The sequence below is a fragment of the Sphingobium xenophagum NBRC 107872 genome (assembly GCF_000367345.1).
Classification (GTDB): domain Bacteria; phylum Pseudomonadota; class Alphaproteobacteria; order Sphingomonadales; family Sphingomonadaceae; genus Sphingobium; species Sphingobium xenophagum.
Genome location: NZ_BARE01000067.1, coordinates 1 through 15316, shown reverse-complemented (window position 1 = coordinate 15316; position 15316 = coordinate 1). Strand labels below are relative to the sequence as shown.

At 64.4% G+C, this 15316-nt stretch carries 18 protein-coding genes; 5 read left to right on the top strand and 13 right to left on the bottom strand.

The features are described from left to right. A partial coding sequence (locus SX1_RS24685) for a hypothetical protein (RefSeq protein WP_217996425.1) occupies window positions 1-208 on the top strand: 208 nt, incomplete at its 5' end. A 146-nt stretch (window positions 209-354) separates the two neighbouring features. Here the strand turns inward: SX1_RS24685 and infC are convergent. The 11 genes from infC to SX1_RS20145 all read right to left on the bottom strand — a co-directional run bounded on the left by infC (window position 355) and on the right by SX1_RS20145 (window position 9339). Beyond that, window positions 355-888 carry a translation initiation factor IF-3 gene (infC, locus tag SX1_RS20195; protein ID WP_019054534.1) on the bottom strand — a complete coding sequence of 178 codons (534 nt, stop codon included), beginning with the start codon at window positions 886-888 and terminating at the stop codon, window positions 355-357. A gap of 129 nt (window positions 889-1017) precedes the next feature. Then, the gene (gene thrS / locus SX1_RS20190) at window positions 1018-3006 is read right to left on the bottom strand and encodes a threonine--tRNA ligase (protein WP_019054533.1); all 1989 of its coding nucleotides are present in this window, start codon (window positions 3004-3006) and stop codon (window positions 1018-1020) included. 102 nt (window positions 3007-3108) lie between these two features. Then, window positions 3109-3474 (bottom strand): DsrE family protein, encoded by a 366-nt coding sequence (locus SX1_RS20185; RefSeq protein ID WP_019054532.1) that lies wholly within the window; start codon window positions 3472-3474, stop codon window positions 3109-3111. Then, window positions 3462-4229 (bottom strand): HesA/MoeB/ThiF family protein, encoded by a 768-nt coding sequence (locus SX1_RS20180; RefSeq protein WP_019054531.1) that lies wholly within the window; start codon window positions 4227-4229, stop codon window positions 3462-3464. Before SX1_RS20180 ends, SX1_RS20185 begins: the two co-directional genes overlap by 13 nt. Then, window positions 4226-4705, bottom strand: coding sequence for a hypothetical protein (locus tag SX1_RS20175; protein WP_019054530.1), 480 nt, complete (start codon window positions 4703-4705; stop codon window positions 4226-4228). Before SX1_RS20175 ends, SX1_RS20180 begins: the two co-directional genes overlap by 4 nt. A gap of 6 nt (window positions 4706-4711) precedes the next feature. Beyond that, window positions 4712-5167: a dUTP diphosphatase gene (dut, locus tag SX1_RS20170; protein WP_019054529.1), complete on the bottom strand. Its 456-nt coding sequence runs from the start codon at window positions 5165-5167 to the stop codon at window positions 4712-4714. Then, window positions 5142-6419 carry a bifunctional phosphopantothenoylcysteine decarboxylase/phosphopantothenate synthase gene (locus SX1_RS20165; protein ID WP_019054528.1) on the bottom strand — a complete coding sequence of 426 codons (1278 nt, stop codon included), beginning with the start codon at window positions 6417-6419 and terminating at the stop codon, window positions 5142-5144. The genes dut and SX1_RS20165 overlap by 26 nt, the downstream gene beginning before the upstream one ends. After that, window positions 6416-6763: a HepT-like ribonuclease domain-containing protein gene (locus SX1_RS20160; protein WP_019054527.1), complete on the bottom strand. Its 348-nt coding sequence runs from the start codon at window positions 6761-6763 to the stop codon at window positions 6416-6418. Before SX1_RS20160 ends, SX1_RS20165 begins: the two co-directional genes overlap by 4 nt. A gap of 2 nt (window positions 6764-6765) precedes the next feature. After that, the gene (locus SX1_RS20155) at window positions 6766-7062 is read right to left on the bottom strand and encodes a nucleotidyltransferase family protein (RefSeq protein ID WP_019054526.1); all 297 of its coding nucleotides are present in this window, start codon (window positions 7060-7062) and stop codon (window positions 6766-6768) included. Next, entirely contained in the window at window positions 7059-8600 is a 1542-nt protein-coding gene (gene ubiB, locus SX1_RS20150; RefSeq protein WP_019054525.1) for a 2-polyprenylphenol 6-hydroxylase, read from the bottom strand. The genes SX1_RS20155 and ubiB overlap by 4 nt, the downstream gene beginning before the upstream one ends. Window positions 8601-8607: 7 nt before the next feature. Then, window positions 8608-9339, bottom strand: a complete 732-nt coding sequence (locus SX1_RS20145; RefSeq protein WP_017180991.1) for a class I SAM-dependent methyltransferase — start codon at window positions 9337-9339, stop codon at window positions 8608-8610. An 82-nt stretch (window positions 9340-9421) separates the two neighbouring features. Between SX1_RS20145 and mutM the strand changes: the two genes are divergently transcribed. The 4 genes from mutM (at window position 9422) to SX1_RS20125 (ending at window position 13117) form a co-directional block, all read left to right on the top strand. Then, complete coding sequence (gene mutM / locus SX1_RS20140) at window positions 9422-10234, top strand: bifunctional DNA-formamidopyrimidine glycosylase/DNA-(apurinic or apyrimidinic site) lyase (RefSeq protein ID WP_026149989.1); 813 nt, start codon at window positions 9422-9424, stop codon at window positions 10232-10234. A gap of 118 nt (window positions 10235-10352) precedes the next feature. Further along, window positions 10353-10616: a 30S ribosomal protein S20 gene (gene rpsT, locus SX1_RS20135; RefSeq protein ID WP_017180993.1), complete on the top strand. Its 264-nt coding sequence runs from the start codon at window positions 10353-10355 to the stop codon at window positions 10614-10616. A 430-nt stretch (window positions 10617-11046) separates the two neighbouring features. Beyond that, on the top strand, window positions 11047-12447 hold the full coding sequence (gene dnaA / locus SX1_RS20130) for a chromosomal replication initiator protein DnaA (protein WP_019054523.1): 1401 nt from the start codon (window positions 11047-11049) through the stop codon (window positions 12445-12447). 88 nt (window positions 12448-12535) lie between these two features. Further along, window positions 12536-13117 carry a peptidylprolyl isomerase gene (locus tag SX1_RS20125; protein ID WP_019054522.1) on the top strand — a complete coding sequence of 194 codons (582 nt, stop codon included), beginning with the start codon at window positions 12536-12538 and terminating at the stop codon, window positions 13115-13117. A gap of 84 nt (window positions 13118-13201) precedes the next feature. On the opposite strand, the gene SX1_RS20120 is transcribed toward SX1_RS20125, so the two are convergent. Both SX1_RS20120 and SX1_RS20115 read right to left on the bottom strand, forming a co-directional pair. Beyond that, on the bottom strand, window positions 13202-14434 hold the full coding sequence (locus SX1_RS20120; protein ID WP_019054521.1) for a dicarboxylate/amino acid:cation symporter: 1233 nt from the start codon (window positions 14432-14434) through the stop codon (window positions 13202-13204). A gap of 397 nt (window positions 14435-14831) precedes the next feature. Further along, on the bottom strand, window positions 14832-15316 hold a 485-nt coding region (locus SX1_RS20115; protein WP_019054520.1), incomplete at its 5' end, for a DUF4136 domain-containing protein.

Genomic DNA, 15316 nt, shown 5'->3' with positions numbered 1-15316 from the left:
CCCGGTCATCATCGGCACGTCCGCTTCCAATCACGATGGAATCACATTCGAACGGCGAGAGGCGACGCTGAGCGGCAATGCCTCGCCCATCGAGCCACGCTCTACCCCACGCCTGTCCTACAACCCCATACCTCTGATAAAGTCGCCTTGGCTCTTTCCACCGTCAGCCCACACGCCAGCATCGCGCACAACAAAATTACAAATGTAGGAAATCCTATGTCCGATTTACCGGGAAATATGCGAAGTTAAGCGCTGCATTTCCTATTTTCGGCCACCCGGATCAGCGCCAGCCACAACGAAAAAGGGCGGCGCCTCGCGGCACCGCCCTCTATCTTTCAACCCGGAAACCCGCGTTTATTTCGGGGCCAGCACCATCAGCATCTGGCGGCCTTCCATGCGGGGATAGGCTTCGACCTTGGCGACTTCGGCGACATTTTCCGCGACGCGCTGGAGCAGGGCCATGCCGAGTTGCTGGTGGCTGAGTTCGCGGCCACGGAAGCGCAGGGTGATCTTCACCTTGTCGCCGTCGCCGATGAAGTCATGCACCTTCTTCATCTTCGTATCATAGTCATGATCGTCGATGTTCGGACGCATCTTGATCTCTTTGAGTTCCTGCGTCTTTTGCGTCTTGCGGGCGATATTCGCCTTTTTCTGGGCTTCGTATTTGAACTTGCCGATGTCCAGAAACTTGCAGACCGGCGGGTCGGCATTGGGCGATACTTCGACCAGGTCCAGCCCAACATCGGCTGCCTGTTCGATCGCTTCCTGCGTAAACATCACACCCAGATTTTCGCCTTCATCATCGATCACGCGCACCTTGGGCACGGTGATGAATTCATTATAGCGAGGGCCGGACTTCGGCGGCGGCGCCAGCGGGCGGCGCATCATCGGGGGACGTATAGCAGTATCTCCTATGGTCGTTGCAAAAACGAGTGGCTCTTAGCGGCTTTTTGGCAAAGCGCAAAGGGGTCCGCGACCCTCAATCAAGGAATCACGAACCCTGTGGCCTTGCAGCCTCTATAGCATATCGGGTGCGCGGGCCTCATTTGCAAGGCGCGAAATCGCCTCATCGAGCGAAAGGAAGCTCTGCCCCTCGCTGCCCAGCACGCGCAGCGCGACCTTGCCTTCCTCCGCCTCGCGCCGGCCAACGACCAGCAGGTTGGGCACCTTGGCCAGGCTATGTTCGCGCACCTTGTAATTGATCTTCTCGTTGCGCAGGTCCGCTTCGGCCCGGATGCCCGCCGCGCGCAGCTTCGCCAGCACATCACCCGCATACTCGTCCGCGTCCGACACGATGGTCGCGACGACGGCCTGCACCGGCGCGAGCCAGGCCGGGAAGCGGCCGGCATAATGTTCGATCAGAATGCCGATGAAGCGTTCATAGCTGCCGAAAATGGCGCGGTGGAGCATGACGGGGCGATGGCGTTCGCCATCTTCGCCGACATAAGAGGCGTCGAGCCGTTCGGGCAGCACCCGGTCCGACTGGATCGTGCCGACCTGCCAGGTCCGGCCAATCGCATCGGTCAGGTGCCATTCCAGCTTTGGCGCATAGAAAGCGCCTTCGCCCGGCAATTCCTCCCAGCCGAACTCCGGCGTGTTGAGGCCCGCGGCGGCGACGGCGGCGCGCAACTCATTCTCCGCCTTGTCCCACATCTCTTCGCTGCCGAACCGCTTTTCGGGGCGCAGCGCCAGCTTGATCGAGTAGGTGAAGCCGAAATCCTTGTAGATGCGGTCGGCCAGCGCGCAGAAGGCGCGGACTTCCTCGACAATCTGGTCCTCGCGGCAGAAGATATGCGCGTCATCCTGGGTGAATTGCCGCACCCGCATCAGCCCGTGCAGCGCGCCATGCGGCTCGTTGCGGTGGCAGCAGCCATTTTCGTACAGGCGCATCGGCAGGTCGCGATAGCTTTTGATCCCCTGGCGGAAGATCAGCACATGCGCCGGGCAGTTCATGGGTTTGAGCGCCATCCAGTCGGCATCGTCCGACACCAGCGGGCCTTCATCGTCGACATTGGGCACTTCGTCGGGGATGACGAACATATTTTCGCGATATTTGCCCCAATGGCCCGACGTTTCCCACTGACGCGCGTCCATCACCTGCGGCGTCTTGACCTCGCGATAGCCCGCATCGTCGATCGCGCGGCGCATATAGGCTTCCAGCTGACGCCAGATCAGATAGCCCTTGGGGTGCCAGAACACGCTGCCATGCGCTTCCTGTTGCAGGTGGAACAGGTCCATCTCCGCGCCGAGCTTGCGATGGTCGCGCTTGGCTGCTTCTTCGAGGCGCGTCAGATGTTCGGCCAGCTGCTTCTTGTTGAGCCAGCCAGTGCCGTAGATGCGGCTGAGCATCGCATTGTTCTGGTCGCCGCGCCAGTAAGCGCCCGACACCCGTGTCAGCTTGAAGGCGGACGGATCGAGCCGCCCGGTCGAGGCAAGATGCGGGCCACGGCACATGTCATACCAGCCGTCACCGCTATGATAGACGGTCAGTTCCTCGCCCTGCGGCAGTTCGGCGGCCCACTGCGCCTTGAACGTCTCGCCCGCCGCCTGCCACTGCGCGATCAGCGTGTCGCGGGCGATGACTTCGCGGCGCAACGGCTTGTTGGCGGCGATGATCTCCCGCATTTTCGCCTCGATCGCGGGCAGATCCTCGTCCGTGAAAGGGCCACGGTCGGGGTTGGGCGCGAAATCATAATAAAAGCCATCGTCGGTCGACGGGCCAAAGGTGATCTGCGTGCCGGGAAACAACGCCTGCACCGCTTCGGCCAGGACATGGGCAAAATCATGCCGCGCCAGTTCCAGCGCGTCGGCCTCATCCTTGGCCGTCACCAGCGCCAGCGTCGCGTCCTGCTCCAGCGGGCGGTTGATGTCGCGCAATTCGCCATCGACCCGCGCCGCAATCGCCGCCTTGGCCAGCCCCGGTCCGATCGCCGCTGCAATATCCGCCGGGGTAGTACCGGGCGCTACTTCGCGCACGTTACCGTCGGGCAGAGTGATTTTGAGCATGGCGGACACAGGATTTCCTTGAAAGGCAAAGCATGGCGCGGCCACAAATGCCGCGCCTTCCCCATAAATGGGCGGTCCAGCCTGTCAAGGGAAGGGGAGGCGTCAGGCGATAAGCAGCCGTGCCTCATCACCCGTCGCCTGCATGAAGCCGACAGGTCCGCCGACATCGACGCCGGGCGGCAGCGCGTCCGCCGCTATGCCGCACAGCGCCAGGCCGCTCTGGCAGGCGCTGATCGTGACGCCCAGCGCCTGCGCCTCGGCCAGGACGGTGGCGAGGTCGGGCAGGCCCGCCGCCTGGTGTGCGGCATCCTGTGGCGCGATGACAGGGGTGCGGAGCAGGGCGACGGCATCAAGTTGCAGGAACAGCGCCGCCGCTCCGCCCAGCGCCGCCTGCGCACTGGCCAGCATCAGCGCGCCGCGCAGCCGTTCAGCGTCAGCGGTGGTGACGATAATCCTTAAGGGACGCATAGTTGCACGGCGCAGGCCGGGCAGGCGGGATCTTTGGGAACGTCCAGCGTGCGGAAACGCATGGAGAGCAGGTCAGCGATCAGCAGCCGCCCGGCCATGTCGGCGCCGAACGGCACGAGGGCGCGGATCACCTCCAGCGCGGCAAGGCTGCCCATCGCCCCGGTCAGCGCGCCGATGACGCCGGTTTCGGCGCAATTGCGCTCCGGTGCGTCCTGCGCTTCGCCGACCAGGCAGCGATAGCAGGGTTTGTTCGCTTCCCAGCCGCGATAGGTGGCGATCTGCCCCTCGAACGGGCCGACCGCGGCGGAGACGAGCGGTATGCGCAACCGTTGCGCGGCGTCGGCGACCGCCAGTCGGGTCGTGAAACTGTCGCTGCCATCCAGCACGACGTCCGCATCGCGCAGCATCAGCGCCGCATTGTCCGCATCGATCCGCCCGTTGATCGGGATCAGCTTGACGTCCGGGTTCAGTCGCGCGACCGCTGCCATCGCGACTTCCGCCTTGGGCGCGCCGACATCCTGCGTACCGAACATCACCTGCCGTTGCAGGTTGGACAGCGCCACCATGTCATCGTCGATCACGCGGATGGTGCCGACACCGGCGGCGGCGAGATAAAGGATCGCCGGGCTGCCAATGCCGCCCGCACCGATCACCGCGACGTCCGCCGACAGCAGCCGCGCCTGTCCCGCGCCGCCAATCTCCTTGAGCACGATATGGCGGGCATAGCGGTCGAGCTGGTCGTCGCTGAGCGTCATGGCGCGTCGGACCAGAGGAAGCGCACTTGCGACCGCATCCAGACCGGGCCTGCCGGGCGATTGTCATCGGCGGTTTCGCGGGCCGTGCCGATGGTGCGACCGTCCACCGTCACAGGCTTTGTCACGACCTGGCCCTTGGTGCGGAAGGAATTGCCCAAAGTGTTGAGGATGCGGCGGCTCACGAAATTCTCGACGTCCGGGCAATTGGCGTTGACCGGCGCGATCTTCAGCGGCTTCCCCTCCTCCGACAGCAGGAACAGGACGTCGATCTCCAGCAGGTTCGACCCTTCATAGGGCACCGCGCCACGACATTTGCCGCGCCGATACAGTTTGGCGACATCTTCCGACCAGCGCGGCGAAATCTTGCGCCCCAGCCAGCCCTCGATAACGGGCACGCTCGTCAGATCCTGCGGCATTGGCGGCAGGGCATCGGCCACCGGGGTGGTCGCCAGCATCAGCGAAAGCAGCATCGTCATCGCGTATCACACTCCTGTCGAACCAAAGCCGCCCTGTCCCCGCGCGGTGTCATCCAGCATATCGACCTCGGTGAAGCTGGCAAGCTGGACCGGGGCGACGACTAATTGGGCAATGCGGTCGCCGCGCTGGATGGGGAAGGGGGTATCGCCCAGATTGATGAGGATGATCTTCAATTCGCCGCGATAGTCGGCGTCGATGGTGCCGGGCGTGTTGGGCAGGCTGATGCCATGCTTGAGCGCCAGGCCGGAGCGGGGGCGGACCTGCACCTCATAGCCTTCGGGAATTGCCATCGCAAAGCCCGTGGCCACGGCATGGCGTCCACCCGGCGGCAGCAACAGTTCCTCCGCCGACACCACGTCCATGCCCGCCGCATGGGCGGTGGCATAGGCAGGGACCGGCAGGCCCGCGCCATGAGGCAGGCGCTTGAGCTGAATTTCAATCGGAGCGAGAGGAGAGGACATCGGCGACCTTTGCGATTAATTTGTCTGCGACCTCGCCCTTGGGCAGGGCAGGCCAGGTTTCGATGCCGGACGTGGTGACGATCTGAACCGTGTTGGCGTCACCGCCCATCACATCGCCCGACACGTCGTTGGCGACGATCCAGTCCGCGCCCTTGCGCGCCAGCTTGGCCTGCGCATGGCCCGCGATATTCTGGGTTTCGGCGGCAAAGCCGATGAGCAGCGCAGGGCGCTGTGCGTGACGGCCAAGCGTCGCAAGAATGTCCGGGTTTTCGACCAGCGCCAGCGGAACAGGCTGGCCGGAGCCATCCTTTTTCAGCTTCTGGTCGGCGGCGTCCGCTGTGCGCCAGTCGGCGACGGCGGCGACCATGATCGCGGCGTCAGCGGGCAGCGCCTGTTCGACGGCGCTCAGCATTTCGCGCGCGGTCTGCACGTCGATGCGGGTGACGCCTTCGGGCGTGGGCAGATGGACCGGGCCAGCGATCAGCGTCACGCGCGCACCGGCCCGCGCGGCGGCTGTGGCGATGGCAAAGCCCTGCTTTCCCGACGATCGATTGGCGATGTAGCGCACCGGGTCGATCGGTTCGTGCGTCGGCCCGGCCGTGATCAGGATATGGCGACCGGCCAAATGAACGCCGTTCGTTTCGAGCGCAGTCGAGACACGCTGCGCATCCGCCGCAAAATCCGGCTGTCCGGACAGGGGATCATCCTGCTTGGGCAAGGCCAGCAGCCGCTCCACCTCCGCGACGATCCGCTCAGGGTCGGGCAGTCGCCCGGTGCCATATTCGCCGCACGCCATCTCGCCATCGTCGGGCGTCATGATATGGACGCCATCGGCCCGGAGCCGCTCCAGATTGCGCTGGGTCGCGCGGTGGTGCCACATCCGCACATTCATGGCAGGCACCGCCAGCACTGGCTTGTCGGTCGCCAGCAACAGGGTGGTGGCGAGGTCATCGGCAATGCCGTTCGCCATCTTGGCCAATATATTGGCGGTTGCTGGCGCGACCACGACCAGATCGGCCTGACGGCTCAATTGAATATGGCCGATTTCCTGTTCGTCCTTCAGGTTGAACAGGTCGGTAAAGACCGGATTTTCGGTCAGCACCCCCAGCGACAGGGGCGTCACGAATTGCTGCGCCGACTCCGTCAGCACCGCCCGCACGCTAACCCCGCTCTTGCGCAGCAGGCGGACGAGTTCGAGCGACTTATAGGCCGCGATGCCGCCGGAGATGATGAGGAGGATGCGAGGGGTCATTCGATGAGACTATCCAGTTCGGTACGGCACAGCGCCTGGAGTGCGTCCAGTTTGGTCGTTGCCGTGTCCCATATGCGCCAGGGTATGATCGCTGGATAGTCGTGGCTGATAACATTGCGCATCTGGTAAATAGCGGCCCATGGCAGGGCTGGGTGCCGCGCCTTGATGTCCGCAGACAGCTTATGGGCTGCCTCGCCAATATGGAGCAGACGAAAGGAAGTCAGGTCGATCTCATCCTGATCGCGCAGGAATGCCTCTTCTGTCACCCTCGTCAACCGACGGCGGATATGGTCGATGAGTTCGACGATCAACTCCAGTCGATCAATGTCGCGATTGAGAGCCACGCTCAGAAGATAGCCACCATGTCCGATTCCGCCGCTGCGCGGATTCGGGGTCTCATCGCGACACGCTCGACGAGATCGACCGGACATTGCGTGAAGTCTGCGAGCCGCAACTGCACGTCGATAAATTCGAGCAGGCCCATCCGGCTGTTGCTGTCGATCTCGCACATCAGATCAATGTCGGAATCCGCGCGCGCATCGCCCCGCGCCACGGAGCCGAACAAGGCGAGCGAAGTAATCCCCGCAGCGCGCAGTTCGGCCTCATGCGGCTTGATCCGGGCAATGGCTTCCTCGCGGGTCATAGCGATGAAGATAATAGCAATGTCGCCCCGACGCCAGCCGCCGCAGCCAGCACCGCCACCAGGGCGTAGCGCCAGCCGCCGCCCACGCGGATCAGCTTCACTTCGGTCAGTGGCGGTGGAGGCGGTGCGCCGCCCTTCTCCGGGAAGGCGTCCTCGATCCTGCGGATGAGGCCGGGCAGGCGTTGCAGGGTGCGCCAATTTTCGATCAGCGTGTCGGCGACCTTCGCCTCCGGCCCCAGTTCGTCGCGCAGCCAGTTCTTCACATAGGGGCCGCTGGTTTCCCACAGGTTGATGTCGGGATCGAGCGAGGTTGCCACGCCTTCGACCATCACCATCGTCTTTTGCAGCAGCAGCAGGTGCGGCTGGGTCTGCATGTCGAAATCGCGGGTGATGGCGAACAGGCCGTCCAGCATCCCGCCGACCGACAATTCGCGTACCGGCTTGCCGCGCATCGGTTCGCCCACCGCGCGCAGGGCGGTCGCGAACTCGGCGATATTATGATGGGCAGGCACATATTGCGCCTCGAAATGGATTTCCGCGACGCGCTTGTAATTGCCGGTAATCAGCCCGTAGAGAATCTCCGCCAGCCACATGCGCGCGCGCCGGTCGATCCGCCCCATGATGCCGAAATCGATCGCGACGATGTCGCCATCGGGACAGACGAACAAATTGCCCTGATGCATGTCGGCGTGGAAGAATCCTTCCGCGATCGCCTGCCGCAGGAAGGCGTTGACCAGCCGCGCGGCCAGTGCGGGCAGATCATGCCCCGCCGCGATCAGCGCTTCCCGATCGGCAATCTTGATGCCGTCGATCCAGGCCATCGTCATGACCTTGCCGGTCGTGCGGTCCCAATCGATCGCGGGCACGCGATAGCCCGGTTCGGCAACCATCGCTTCGGCCAGTTCCGACGCGGAGGCCGCTTCCCGCCGCAAGTCCAGCTCGCGCGCGGTCCAGCGCTTCATATTGGCGATGACCAGGCGCGGGCGCAGCCGGGCGATCTCGCCGCCCAGTTGCTCGACATGAGCCGCCGCCCATTCATAGGTCTGTATGTCGCGGTTGAACTGGTCGATGACGCCGGGCCGGATCACCTTGACCGCGACGTCGCGCCCGTCGGTGGTCAGCGCGCGATGGACCTGCGCGATGGAGGCCGCGCCGACCGGCTGTTCATCGAAGCGGGCGTAGATCTGCTCCAGCGGCTTGCCGAAACTCGCCTCTATCTCGGCCTGGATCGTGGCGAAGGGAACCGGCGGAAGCGCGTCCTGCAGGCGCAGCAGATCCAGCGCCGCGGCTTCCCCCACCAGATCGGGGCGGGTCGCCAGCGTCTGGCCCAGCTTGATAGCGGCAGGGCCGATCGACTGGAACGCATCGGCATAGCGCGGCTGTTTGGGCACGCGCGCGCCGAAACGTGCCAGCCGCACCAGCCGCCGCACGGGCGCGGGCGTCAGCGGATCGCGCTCGATCCCGCGCAACGCGCCATGACGCGCCAAAGTGCGGCCCCATTTCAGGAGCCGCCAGATATGGGTGATGTGGGCGGTCATGCCGGGATCAAATCTTCCAGCCCGAATGGATCGCCACCAGCCCGCCCAGGATCGGCTCGACCTTCGTGTTCACGAACCCGGCATCGCGAATCATGCCCTCGAACTTGGGCATGGGGGGGAAGCGGCGGATCGATTCGATCAGATAGCGATAGCTGTCGGCGTCATTGGCGAACAGCTTGCCCAGTTGCGGAACCAGCTTGTGCGAATAGACGTCATAGACGTCCGAAAAGCCCGGCCAGGTCGTTGTGGAAAATTCCAGGCAGAAAAACCGCCCGCCGAATTTGAGTACCCGATGGGCTTCGGCCAGTGCCTTGTCGATATGGGTGACGTTGCGGATGCCAAAGGCGATCGTATAGGCGTCGAAACTGCGGTCGGCGAAGGTCAGTTCCTCTGCATTCTGTTCCGACCAGATCAGGCCATCCAGCCCCTTTTTCTGCGCCCGCTCCATGCCCACGCCCAGCATTTCGGGGTTGATGTCCGACACGGTGACGTTGGCGCCATGTTTATGCATGCGAAAGGCGATGTCGCCAGTGCCGCCGGCCATGTCCAGTATCGCCTCATGGGGCCGGGGCTTCACCCGGCTGACGAACTGGTCCTTCCACAGCCGGTGCGCGCCCATCGACATGGCGTCGTTCATCAGGTCATATTTGCCCGCGACATTGGAAAAGACCGCACGGACCATGCCCTGTTTTTCGGCGGCATCGACGTCCCGATAGCCAAAGGATGCTGTTTCGCTCATGGGATGATCCTCTAGACAGAGATTGCGCGTCGTTCCAGCCAAGAAGCTGGGAATTGGCAACGGCTTTGCCTAGATGTCCTTCATGCCAGAGCTTCCCGAAGTCGAAACCACCGTAGCAGGCCTGCGATCCGTGCTGGAGGGCGCGGTTCTTACCCGTGTCGAGCCACGCCGGGCGGACCTGCGCTTTCCCATTCCCGTCGACCTGCGCCAGCGGCTGACCGGCGCGACGGTGACGGCGCTCACCCGCCGCGCCAAATATGGGCTGATCGCTACCGACCGGGGCGACATGATGATATTTCACCTTGGCATGTCCGGGCGCTGGCGGGTGGACCCCAGCGAAATCGGCACCCATGATCATCTGATTCTGGAAACCGGGGCGGGGCGGTTGCTGGCGCTCAACGATCCGCGCCGCTTCGGTTCGGTCGATCTGGTGCGCAGCGATGCGTGGGAAACCTATCGCCCCTTCACCCGGATGGGGCCGGAGCCGCTGGGGCCGGATTTCGACGCAGCGGCGCTGGCGCGCGCGCTCGATGGCAAGGCGACGTCGATCAAGGCCGCGCTGCTCGACCAGCGAATCGTGGCCGGGCTTGGCAATATCTATGTGTGCGAAGCGCTCAACATGGCGGGCATCGCGCCGACCCGCGCGGCGGGCAGGATCAGCCGGGCGCGCCTGGCGCTGCTGGTCGATGCGATTCGGACGGTGCTTGGGGCAGCCATCGTCGCTGGCGGATCGACGCTGCGCGATTATGCCCGGCCCGACGGGGAATTGGGCTATTTTTCCAAGCAATGGCGCGTCTATGGCCGCGAAGGGGAGGCATGCCCATGTGGCGGCACGGTACAGCGCCGGGTGGATGGCGGGCGATCGACCTTTTTCTGCCCGAAATGCCAGAAGTAGGATGCCGCCCACTGGTTGACGGCTGGAATGAACCGCTGTAAGGCGCGCACCTTCATGAGGCGGGTTGGCGAGTCCGACTGGTCTCTTTTCATATATTGACGAGAACCGAGGACTCTAAATGGCCAATACGCCGCAAGCCAAGAAGCGCATCCGCCGCAACGAACGTCGCGCTGCCATCAATGGCGCCCGCATCAGCCGGATCCGCACCCTGGTGAAGAAGGTGGAAGCCGCGCTTGCCACCGGTGACAAGGAAGCGGCCGCGACCGCGCTTCAGACCGTGCAGCCTGAACTGGCGCGCGGCGTTGCCCGTGGCGTGCTGCACAAGAACACCGCCGCGCGCAAGTTTGGCCGCCTGACCAAGGCTGTCAGCGCGCTCGGCTGAACCTGTCCGGGTCAGTAACGGTACAAAAAGGCCCGCCCCCATCATCGGGGCGGGCTTTTTGTCGTTTCGCCACGTCCGTCACGGACCAGTCATAATGCAGACACGCGCATTTCCGGCGATTCGACGCATTGCGGCATAGTGGTAGCGATATAAATTACTGAAAAAGAACGATAATTTCATTGTCCTTCATTTTCCGCGGGTTTGCTGAGTCAACGGCTTTATTTCATTTTTTTGAATGGCCGCGCCCTTGATCCCACCCTGCACCCCTGTCTATTTTTGAAATCCGGCCGCCATCGAATCACCTTTTGGCGGTCGTCTTGTGACTGGTTGACGCATCATACTCGGCAAAGCGGGGGCTTTTCCGATCGGGTGTCGTGCGTGTTTTTTCCTGCCCATAACCGGGGGGCAGCGGGTAGGGTCGGCGAAGTCTATGAAGGATCATGCGTTAGTGACGGCTTGGGAGAATGGAGAGGGACGCCAGGCTGATTCCGGCCTGGAGGCCGCCTGGGCCGCTATCCGTGCCGGGCTGCGCCGCGATATTGGCGCGCGCATGTTCGACCAGTGGCTGAAGCCGGTGCGGCTGGGCGACTATTGCCCCGAATCGCAGACACTCGACCTGCTCGTCGCCACCGATTTCAGCGCCAATTTCGTGTCCGGCCAATTTGGCGATCGGCTGCGCATGGCGTGGCGCGCGGCCAATGTCGGCGTGCGCGAAGTCCGTCTGCACCGTGCCGCCGATGCGACAGGCCCGCGCCTGCTGGAAGTCGTTCGGGTCGAGTCGACGGTTGCGCCCGCGCCGCAGCCGGTCGCCTCCAATTTTCAGCCGCGTCACGCCTTTGCCGACTTCGTCACCGGTGACAGCAACCGGCTGGCCTGCTCGGCGGCGCTTGCCATGGCGGGGGAGGCGGAACCGCGTTTCAGCCCGCTTTTCATCCATGGCGGGACCGGGCAGGGCAAAACCCATTTGCTCCATGCCATCGCCCGCGCCTTTTCCGATCATTCGCCTGCCGCGCCGGTCCTCTACATGTCGGCCGAACGCTTCATGGTGGAATTCGTCAACGCGATGCGCGCCAATGAAACCATGGCGTTCAAGGCGAAGCTGCGCGCAGCCCGCCTGCTGCTGATCGACGATATTCAGTTCATCGCGGGTAAGGGATCGACGCAGGAGGAATTTCTCCACACGATCAACGACCTCATCGATTCGGGCGCGCGCATCGTCGTAACGGCGGATCGTCCGCCCCAGCGGCTCGAATCGATCGACGCGCGCATCCTGTCGCGCCTCGCGGGTGGGCTGGTCGCCGACATATTGCCGGCCGATCTCGACCTGCGCCTCGCCATATTGGAGGCCAAGCGTGCCGTGGCGGGCGATCCGCCGGTCCCCGACGCGGTGATCGATTTCCTGGCCCGCTCGATCCGGTCGAACGTCCGCGAACTGGAGGGCGCCTTCAACAAGCTGGTCGCCTATGGCCAGTTGACGGGGCGCGCGATCGACCTGGACTTTGCGCAGGGGATGCTGGCTGATGCCGTGCGTGCCAATGCCCGGCGCATCACGGTGGATGAAATCCAGAAGCTGTGCGCAGCCCATTACAAGATCGACGCATCGGAAATGCGGTCCAAGCGACGCGCCCGCGCCGTCGCCCGCCCGCGTCAGGTCGCCATGTATCTGGCCAAGAAGATGACGCCGCGTTCGCTGCCGGAAATCGGCCGTATCTTTGGCGGGCGCGACCACAGCACCGTCATCCACGCCGTCCGCACGATCGAGGGGCTGCGCGAAAGCAATCCCGACATCGACGCCGACGTGCGCGCGCTGCTGCGCCAGCTGGAGGGGTGATCGGCGCGCACAGGGCGTAGGTAGGTTGTGTCCCCGCGCAGGCGGGAACACACTTTCGGATCAAGTATCGAGACTCTAGACTAAGGGCATGATTCGCGCCCTGCTCCTCCTCCTCGTCGCCCTCCTGCCTTTGCCTGCCATTGCGCAGGATGATGTCCGCGTCGCGCTCGATACGACAGCGGGGCGTATCGTGGTGGCTGTCCATGCCGACAAGGCGCCGATTACCGCCGCCAACTTCCTGGCCTATGTCGATGGCAAGCGTCTCGATGGCACGAATTTCTATCGCGGCGTCGGCGCGGCGGACTATGGGTTCGTCCAGGGTGGGGCGCAAAATGATCCCAAGCGGCTGCTGCCGCCGATCAAGCATGAACCGACGACGCTGACGGGCCTGACCCATGATGATGGCGCGCTGTCGATGGCGCGCTATGCGCCAGGCAGCGCGACCGCCGACTTTTTCATCGTGCTGGGGAAGATGCCCGGCATGGACGCGCACCCGGAGGCGGCTGGCGACAATCAGGGCTTTGCCGTGTTCGCCCATGTGGTCGAGGGGCTGGACGTGGTAAAAGCCATCCTGACCGCGCCCAAATCCGCGACCGCCGGGGAAGGGGTGATGAAGGGGCAGATGCTCGAAACCCCAGTTAAGATCCTCACGGCGCGGCGGGTGCCGTAAGCAGAGCTATGGTGTTCCCGCGCAGGCGGGAACCCAGTCCCGCCCACCGAACGGGGCTCCCGCCTGCGCGGGAGCACGTCGTGGCTATTCGCCGACCTCACCCTGCTGGTCCACAATCCGCGCGACCGCCATATCCGCTGTTACATTGCCGACGGTGCGGAAAATGTCGGGTACCGTTTCGACGGCCAGCAGCAGCGGCAGTGCCTCCACCGGCACGCCCATGGCCAGGCAGATGGGACCGGTGGTGGTGAAGAAGGTGATCTGGCTGGGCAGGCCGACCGCTGCCAGGCTGACGATCGCGGCGACCAATATGCCCATCACCAGCTGCGTCGGCCCCAGCGCCACGCCGTTCATCGCCGCCACATATAGGGCCACGCCCAGATTGGCGGGCGGGCTGGTGATGCGGAACAGGGATATGGCAAGCGGCAGGACGATCGAGCGGCTGGTCTCCCTTACCGCCAGCGGCCCGTCGCTCGCCTGGATCATCGCGGGCAGCGACGCGATCGAGCTTTGGGTCGAAAAGGCGATGGCCTGAGCGGGCAGGGCAGCACGCGCGAATCGGCCCGGTCCGATCCGGCCCAGCAGCACCGCCAGCGGATAGACCAGCAGCGTCACGATGACGCAGATCAGCACGATGAAGCCGATATAATGGAGCAGCGCGCCAGCCGTGGCGATGCCCGATCGCGCGCCCGCCACCAGCGCCAGCGCGAACACGCCGACCGGGGCAAGCCACAGCACCCAGCCGACAACGACCAGCAGCGCGTCAGCCAGCGCCTCGAACAGGCCGGTCAATTGGGCGCGACGGGCCTCGGCAATGCGGGTGACGGCAAAGCCGAAGATCAGGGCGAACAGCACCACCGCGACCACCTGCCCTTCAGCCGCCGACCGGATCGGATTGGTCGGGATGAAGCCCAGTAGCCATTGCGCGGACGGGCGCACGTCCGGCACCTGCGCTATTCCTTCCGCCCCGCTCAATGCGCCCACCGCGCCGGGCGGCACTGGCCAGAGATGCAGCATCAGCGGCCCGACCAGCGCGGCAACGGCGGCAGAAGCGGTCAGCAATAGGGCGAACAGCAGGATCGCGCGCCCGGCCATGCCGCTGCTCCGCGCAGTCGTGGCCGCCTGCGCGATGCCCGTCACCAGCAGCGCGAAGATCAGCGGGATGAGCGGCATCTGAAGGCCATTGAGCCAGGCCGAACCCACCGGCTGCACCAGCGCGACGACATCCCCCTCCCACGCGCCGCCCCATTCGGTCAGCGCGATGCCCAGGCCCAGCCCCAGCAGCAGCGCGATCAGGATGCGGACGGTCAGGGACATAGGCTGGTTTCCTCCCGGCGCATCGGCGCGCGCCGACAGGCTAACGGCTGTTGCAGGCAGGATGACAGGAAAAAATGCGGATCGGCCCCGTTTGCGGCTTGGGGGCGGCGTTCACGCCCTGACGTCTTTGCGCACCTGATTGATGCATGCTGGACAAAGATCATCCTCCCCTTGCAGGTGGCTGGCCGGAGGCCAGACGGAGGGGTGTCGCGCTCTCGACAGGGCGATACCCCTCCACCACCGCTACGCGGCGGTCCCCCTCCGCTTGCAGGGGAGGACTTCTTTCGTGCCGGGCTGGCAAAGCGCATGCCGCCAAAAAAAGAAGGCCCGGCCATCCGCATGGGATGACCGGGCCAATCGGGTCAGGCTGGGAGCCGCCCCGTAACTTGTGCCTGCCTCAGCTCTTTTTTTCGGGCGGCAGGGTGATCTTCACATCCTCGCCATTCTGGCCGGGGAAGTTAGTGAACATGGCGTCGATCAGGTTGGGGACGAGGTAGGTCAGCTTGTTCGACAGCGATTGCGCGCTGGCCTTCCCCTCGAACAGGCGGCGATTGTCGGCCGCGCGGTCGATTTTGAGGCTCAGGTCGCTGGTATAGACGGTGTAGCTCGACACATCGTCGAACCCGCGGCCGCCGAACAGCCAGGGATCATAAAAGCCATAGCCCCACGGGCGACCCCAGCGGCCACCCCAGCCACCCCAAGGACCACCGCCCCAGCCGCCATAGGGGCCGCCAAAGCCGGTCGAGCGCACCTTTTCGCGGCCATTGTCGACATCATAGGCGACGCGCACGATAAGGTCGGCGCTGGCCGGATCGCCAGCCGCGACATAGCCGGTCTGGCTCAGACGCTGGCCGACCATCGCGGCATAATGGGAAAATTGGC